Origin of the sequence: Acrocarpospora macrocephala (genome assembly GCF_009687865.1) — a bacterium.
Classification (GTDB): Bacteria; Actinomycetota; Actinomycetes; order Streptosporangiales; family Streptosporangiaceae; genus Acrocarpospora; species Acrocarpospora macrocephala.
This window is the reverse complement of record NZ_BLAE01000068.1, coordinates 58,470-64,921: the sequence shown is the minus strand read 5'-3', so window position 1 is coordinate 64,921 and position 6,452 is coordinate 58,470. Positions and strand designations below refer to the sequence as shown.

General features: G+C 67.1%; 7 protein-coding genes. 3 read left to right on the top strand and 4 right to left on the bottom strand.

The features are described from left to right. The first annotated feature begins 151 nt into the window (after nt 1-151). On the top strand, nt 152-1,177 hold the full coding sequence (locus tag Amac_RS42950) for a LacI family DNA-binding transcriptional regulator (RefSeq protein WP_155360196.1): 1,026 nt from the start codon (nt 152-154) through the stop codon (nt 1,175-1,177). A 352-nt stretch (nt 1,178-1,529) separates the two neighbouring features. Here Amac_RS42950 and Amac_RS42945 read toward each other — a convergent pair whose 3' ends face one another. After that, nucleotides 1,530-2,618: a DNA glycosylase AlkZ-like family protein gene (locus Amac_RS42945; RefSeq protein WP_155360195.1), complete on the bottom strand. Its 1,089-nt coding sequence runs from the start codon at nt 2,616-2,618 to the stop codon at nt 1,530-1,532. After that, a complete protein-coding gene (locus Amac_RS42940) occupies nt 2,615-3,400 on the bottom strand; it encodes a DUF3152 domain-containing protein (RefSeq protein WP_281356404.1) in 786 nt (261 codons plus the stop codon). The genes Amac_RS42945 and Amac_RS42940 overlap by 4 nt, the downstream gene beginning before the upstream one ends. A gap of 180 nt (nt 3,401-3,580) precedes the next feature. Here Amac_RS42940 and Amac_RS42935 point away from each other — a divergent pair, with 180 nt between their 5' ends. Next, nucleotides 3,581-4,288, top strand: coding sequence for a CHAP domain-containing protein (locus Amac_RS42935; protein ID WP_155360194.1), 708 nt, complete (start codon nt 3,581-3,583; stop codon nt 4,286-4,288). Nucleotides 4,289-4,682: 394 nt separating this feature from the next. Here Amac_RS42935 and Amac_RS42930 read toward each other — a convergent pair whose 3' ends face one another. Then, nucleotides 4,683-5,051 carry a type II toxin-antitoxin system PemK/MazF family toxin gene (locus tag Amac_RS42930; protein WP_218041632.1) on the bottom strand — a complete coding sequence of 123 codons (369 nt, stop codon included), beginning with the start codon at nt 5,049-5,051 and terminating at the stop codon, nt 4,683-4,685. 330 nt (nt 5,052-5,381) lie between these two features. Continuing rightward, nucleotides 5,382-5,822: an MmcQ/YjbR family DNA-binding protein gene (locus tag Amac_RS42925; RefSeq protein WP_246269064.1), complete on the bottom strand. Its 441-nt coding sequence runs from the start codon at nt 5,820-5,822 to the stop codon at nt 5,382-5,384. A 14-nt stretch (nt 5,823-5,836) separates the two neighbouring features. On the opposite strand from Amac_RS42925, the gene Amac_RS42920 reads away from it, so the two are divergent. After that, the gene (locus Amac_RS42920; RefSeq protein WP_155360192.1) at nt 5,837-6,451 is read left to right on the top strand and encodes a Uma2 family endonuclease; all 615 of its coding nucleotides are present in this window, start codon (nt 5,837-5,839) and stop codon (nt 6,449-6,451) included. The last annotated feature ends 1 nt before the right edge of the window (nt 6,452 follow it).

The window sequence follows — 6,452 nt, the reverse complement described above, 5'->3', positions numbered from 1 at the left end:
GGGAGGGTGGGTGGGAGAACTCCGCAACAACTTATGCGTGAGGTGAGCCCAGGGTCGATTTCACGCTCCGCATGCCCGGCTTCCGGCGCCTCGTCGACTACTGCGATCGGGATTGGAGAGCGCTCTCCCTCCGTACGCTAGAGTTCATCACATGAGGGAAGATCGCCTGGTTTCGCCCACTCTTGAGGACGTCGCCAGGGCCGCGGGCGTCTCGCGGGCAACCGTGTCCCGCGTGATCAACGGTATCCGGAACGTGGACCCCGAAATCCAGGAAACCGTCCGCCAGGCCGTCGCCGCCGTCGGCTACGTACCCAACCGCGCCGCCCGCTCCCTGGTCACCGGCAAGACCGGCTCGATCGCCCTGGTCGTCTCCGGCGCGGGCCACTTCTTCGCCCGCGTCTTCACCGACCCCTTCTTCGGCCGCGTCGTCAGCGGCATCTCCGGCCACCTCCGCCCGCTAGGCGTGCACCTGGTCCTCATGCTCGCCGAAGCCGCCGACGCCCGCGCCCAGGTCATCGACTACCTCCGCCAAGGCCACGTCGACGGCGCCATCCTCGTCTCCACTCACGCAGAAGACCCGCTCCCCGCCCAGCTCGTCGAGTCGGGCCCGCCCGTCGTCCTGTTCGCCCGCCCCGCCCAGCCCCTCAGGATCAGCTACGTCGACGTCGCCCACAGCGCGGGCGCCCGCCTCGCCGCCGACCACCTGATCGCCCGCGGCTGCGAACGCGTCGCCACCATCTCCGGCCCTCTCGACGTCCCCGCCAGCCTGGAACGCCTCTCCGGCTTCCGCGAGGCCATGGCCCGCCACGGCCACGCCTACATCCCCAGCGTCGAAGGCAATTTCACCCAGGAATCCGGCGAGCAGGCCATGGAACGCCTCCTCGCCGACCACCCCGGCATCGACGGCCTCTTCGCCGGCAACGACCTGATGGCCCAGGGCGCCCTCCTCGTCGCCCAGTCCCACGGCCTCCGCGTCCCCCATGACCTCGCCGTCGTCGGCTTCGACGACAGCAGCGCCGCCCTCGCCTGCCGCCCACCCCTCACCACGGTCCGCCACCCCGTCGAAGACATGTCCGCAGAAATGTCCCGCCTCCTCCTCGCCCACATCGAAGACCCCGACCGCCGCGTAACCTCAGTGATCTTCGAACCCGACCTGGTCATCCGCCAATCCGCCTAACCACCCCACCCCTCAATTCGACCAACTCACGACCCTCCCCGCGCCTACCGCGCCGTCGCTTGCACCCATGTCGGCTGGCTCTTTCCGAGCGCGGCCCTCCCCGCGTTTACCGTGCCGTCGCTTGCACTCCTTCCGACGCCCACGCCGCAATCGCCCGACTCATTCCGAGCGGCGATGGACCATGCGCCTATCGCGTCTGCTTCCACGTCGCCTGGCTCATTCTGGGCAGGCTGGACCACATGCCTAACTTGCCGTCGTCCCACTCGGCTGGCCCTTCTTGGCGCCGGGACGGTGAGGAGTGAAGCGGGCGTGATCGGCGCCGGATAACGGCGAGAAACCTGGGGACGCTTCGTTAGGTTTTGGCGTCCAGGATGCGGACGTTGTGCGCGCCGCGGAGGGTGGCGATTCTCGACGCTTCGGCTTCGAGAGGTTCCTGGGGGAGGGGTTCGAACGCGGTGACGGTCACGTCGAGGGTGTTCTTGCCGGCCGTCTTGGCCCGCCAGACCCCGGCGATCTCGCCGTCCAGCAGGACGGCGCCGGGATTGCCGAGCATGCGCCAGATCTCCGCGTGACGGGACTTATCCGGTACGAGGAGGGTGCGGTCCCGGGCCTGGAGGTAAGGGTCGGACGGGGGCAGGAGGCGTAGGAGCGGGGGCCGGCGGGTCGCGTCCAGCAGCAGGTCGACCTGGTCGGCGGGAAGCCACGCGCGGCGGCCGTCCACCCGGATCTCCGCTAAGTCCTTCGGCCACATCCGTTTGACCTCGGTCGGCGTGGTGCCCATGAACTTGGCGGCCTCGGCGGGGGTGGCCGGGCCGAGGAGCTTCAGATAGGCCGTGATGACCGAATCGGCCGCCACCGAGTGCGCGGGCACGTCACGCCGCCCGGGAATCGGGGCCAGCGTGGTGGCCGAACCTTTGGGCGCGAGCCGTACGCCACCGGCCAGGCCCACTTGCTGGAACAGGGCGCCCGAGATGTGCTGGGCGTTGCAGCCGCGGCACCAGTAGGTCACGCCCTCCGGGACCAGGGCGCTCACCGCCGTGCTGACCTCGCCCTTCGTCATCGGCCGGGTGACCACCTCGTGCATCGCCTTGGCCGCCGCGCGGAACGCGGTCAGCCCCAGCTTCGCCCCCTCGCGGATCTGCGTGGTGGCGATCCGCGCCGTCGCGTCGGCGTCGCTGACCGGCCAGAGCGCGGCCGCCAGCGCGGGCAGGTCGGCCGTCCGGTGCAGGTGCGGCGCGCCGCGGGTCGACCAGACCAGGGTGAGCGCGTCGTCATCCGGATCCGCCGTGGTCCGCGCCGACACGGCCAGGCGCGCCGAACCATACGGCGTGTCCTGCACCCCCAGGTCGAGTACGGCCAGGCGGGCGGGCGGAAGATCAGGGCGGTCGAGCTGCTGGGCCGCGACGCGGTAGGCGAGGACCTGTAGTCGATCCACGTTCATATCTCAGACCTTAGCCGTCCGGGGTAGGGCCAGGGGTTGGGCTTGCATGAGGCGAGTGACTTCGTCTGCTGCATCATGACGGGCGCGGGCTTTCCCGGCCCGGGACAGCCGACGTGCCCGTGTCCGAGGCCATGGCCGACCTCGTGGCTGATCAGGTATTCCCGGTAGGAGGCGAGATCGCGCCCGTAGTTCGGCGTCCCCTCCGCCCAGCGACTCGCGTTGATCACCGCGCGGCTGCCGTTCCAGCAGGACAGCTCGCCGAAGGTGCGCAACGGCCGGCACAGCGCGTCGGTGGTACGCGGGCTGGACAGCGCCACCCTGACCTGGACGGGACCCGACGCCACCCGCTTGAACCGCCCCCACCCGCGATGGTCGTTCAGGATGCGATGCACCTCGTCGGCGAACTCCCCGGCCTCGAACGGCAGGCCCTTCTCCACTTCGACCAGGTAGCGGATCTCTTTCCCGCGCCCCTCGCGCGCCTTCCCGCTCCCTGCCGCGACCGAGTAGTGGCCTTTGCCCCGTTGCGGCACCTTCACCCGTGCCGGCTGCACCCGCCCGTTCACGACCAGCCTCTCGGGCTTCGCCGCTTTCGCCGTCGGTTTCGGTGCCGGTTTCGCCGTCGGCTTCGTCGTTGGTGTGATCGCCGGGGCGAGCATGGTAGGGACGGAGGCCTTCGCCAGCACCGCCGGCTTCGTCGGCGGCCCCACTTGGGCCAGTACGGCGCCGCCGACCACCCCGATGACAACGATCCCCGCCGCCGCCAGCAGGAAACGATGATCCACGAGCTCTCTCCCACCACACGAACCGACACCGGGGACCCTGATCATACGGGAAAACGATCACACGATTAGGCCATCACGCTGGCGTTTCGTACTTTCTCACCAGTCTGACTACCTACCTTTCTCGAAAAACCACCGCGAGTCCGACATTTCCGAACTACAGTCCATTGTTATCGGGCGGTTATGGAGGCAGTGTTGCTGGAACGTTCCCACGACGACACCATCACGCAGGACTTGTTAACCGTCGTCACCAGGGAACTCGGTTACCGGGAGAAGCCCGGCCAGCACACCAAGTTCGGTGCCTGGTACGCGGACCTCACCAAAGACCCGCAATACCGGAACGCTCCCTGGTGCGACATGTTCATCGCCTGGGCGGCCGACCAGGCCGGTGTCAGCGACTACGTCGGCGAGTTCGCGTGGACCCCCTCCCACGCCCGCTGGTTCGAACAGCACCAGGCCTGGACCGACCAGCCAGAACCCGGCGCCCTGGTCTTCTTCGACTGGTCAGGCGGCGACAACATCAAAGGCATAGACCACGTCGGAATAGTCGAAAAGGTCGAAAACGGAAAAATCCACACAATCGAGGCAAATGTTGACCGTGTCTGGCTGAAGCGCAAGGTCCGCGACGAATCCAAGGTCGTCGGCTACGGCCTCCCCCGCAAAGTCCGCGAAACCCTCACCACATCCCCCACCACCGTCGACCTCCGCCCCGAAGCGGTCACCGCCGTCGCCAACCCCACCCGCGGCCTCGACCCCACCGCCACGATCGCCACCGCCGTCCTAGCCCTGGCCCTCGCCGCCTCCGTCATAGCCACCGGCTTCCACGTCCGCCGCTTCGCCACCTCAACCGGCCGCCACCGCCGCAAACGCCCCACCCCCACCGACAGCTGACCGGCGACTCACCCTCTGCCCGTCACTTGGCCGCCGGCGCACCTTCTGCGCGTCACTTGACGGCCAGCACGTGTCCCTCGACGGACGGCTTACCTTCTGCGCGGCACCTGTGGGCTGATTCCGTAAAACCGGGGCAGGACCAGTGTCCGTCAAAGCGGAGCAAGCTCACCTGACGACCGGTTCACCTTCTGCGCTTGTTTGACCGAGCGGCGCACCTTCTGCGCGTCACTTGAGGACTGGCTCGCCATCTGCCAGTCACTTTGACCGGCCAACTCACCCCTGCCGACCCTTCGTTGAAGGCGCCGATCCGCACTTCGCACGGGTGATAGCGCCGCGCGCCGGACCGTGCCTTCGACCGGGAAGGCTGCCGACATGCGGATACGTGCTGAACGCTCTATCCGTCCGCCGCCCACCCATGTGTACGCATGAGAACAGCGGCCACCCTCACGAACCGCTCCCGATCGAGAATCGCGCCCTCACGCCGGATGTCGGACTCATCCAGCTCGAATATCCGATCCAGCCGCAAGAACGACGGCCGCACTTCGCGATCCCACGTCCCCGCCCCCAGCGCCAGCCACTCGTCCCCGCCGCCGCCCTTGCTGGACAACATCATCCCCAGCAACCGCCGCCCATGCCGCCCTACGACCAGCAGCGGCCGATCCTTCCCCCGCCCCGGATCCTCCTCGTAGGGCACCCACGCCCAAACGATCTCCCCCGGATCCGCCATCCCATCCAAATCCGGCGAATACTCCAACGAGGCCATCCGATCCACCCGATGAACCTCACGAACCGCCCCCCGAGCCGGCCGGGGATCCTCACCTAGATCACGCACAACCAAACCTTACCCATCCGAATCCCACCAACCACCACAACAAACCCAGAACTCACATCGGCCCACCCGCCCCCCGCGGACTGCGCCCCACCCCAGGCCGTGTGCTAGGTCACTCGCGAACAACTCGGCCCGCCACCCTCGGCTCCGCGTCCGGCAGAACCGACGGCGCCCGTTCTTTGGTGTCGGCATCGTGGGCGAGTCCGCTCCCACGTCCAGGAGAAACGACGCATGGTGCCAACGATCATCCGGTCAAGCCGCCGGTCACGGCACCAACGCCGAGATCTTCTTGGGCACACACATCCGCCATGCCTCGATCACCAGCTCGCGAGCCTCCTCCTCGTCCAACGCCCCCAACCAGGCCTGAACCCACCGATAACGCTCATCAGACGGCCGAGGCATGAAGAACTTCTCCGGCTCAGCCTTGATCAGCGCCGCCCGCTCCTCCTTGGGAAACCCAAACCCCATCGACGTCTCATCCGGCGAAACCGCCACATAAACGATCGACCCCACCCGGAACTTCACCCGATCCCGGATCAGATGCTCCGTAGTCCGAGGCAGCCCCAACGCAACCGCCCTGATCAGCTCAACAGTCACCATGCCCGGGATCGTAACCACCACCACCGACAATTCCGCGCCCAGCTCACCTCGCTTGGTCTCGTCGCGGTAGCCGTAGGATCGCGCGCGGCGGTGGACGTCGACCACGGAGGTAGGACGGCGTGACGGTGTGGCACGAACCACAGCACGAGCCGATCACATGGGACATGTTCCTTGATATCGATCCGGACATTCAGCGTGATCTTGAGATCGTGGACGGCTTCGTCGTTCCGCGTGAGCAACGGAGTCGAGAGCACCAGAAGGTGGCAACGCGGCTGTCTTCGGCCTTGGAGAAGGCAACGATTGCCGAGGTGCGGCGTTCAGGCCGGGACGAAAGCTACGAGACCAACACCGAAGTAGATGTTCTGCTCTGGGATGTGCCCCCCACCGCACGCAAGCCTGATGCGGTCCTTCATCGCTGCCTGCCCGAGTTCGAGCAGCTCGCAGCCGCACACGTGGTCATTGTGGTCGAGGTGCTTTCAACTTGGTCAGCACGCCGTGATCGTGTGCACAAGATGGGCGACTACGCCGATGCTGGCATTCCGCACTACTGGATTGTGGACTTCAACAAGATCGGGGCCGTCTCGATCGATAGGTATGTGCTGGCGGGCCGCAATAGTCCGTACATACATATCGGCACGACCCACCGCGACATGGGTCCAATCGCCGTGAACATCACCGCTCCCTTCCCCATTGAGGTGCTCTGGGCGGATCTGGAAGTCGCGCCGCAGCTCTGAG

Bases quoted from the DNA above. Each gene is read 5' to 3' on its own strand.
- Amac_RS42945 (WP_155360195.1), bottom strand. From the start codon at position 2,618: ATGAACGTGGATCGACTACAGGTCCTCGCCTACCGCGTCGCGGCCCAG.
- Amac_RS42950 (WP_155360196.1), top strand. From the start codon at position 152: ATGAGGGAAGATCGCCTGGTTTCGCCCACTCTTGAGGACGTCGCCAGG.
- Amac_RS42935 (WP_155360194.1), top strand. From the start codon at position 3,581: ATGGAGGCAGTGTTGCTGGAACGTTCCCACGACGACACCATCACGCAG.
- Amac_RS42930 (WP_218041632.1), bottom strand. From the start codon at position 5,051: ATGGCCTCGTTGGAGTATTCGCCGGATTTGGATGGGATGGCGGATCCG.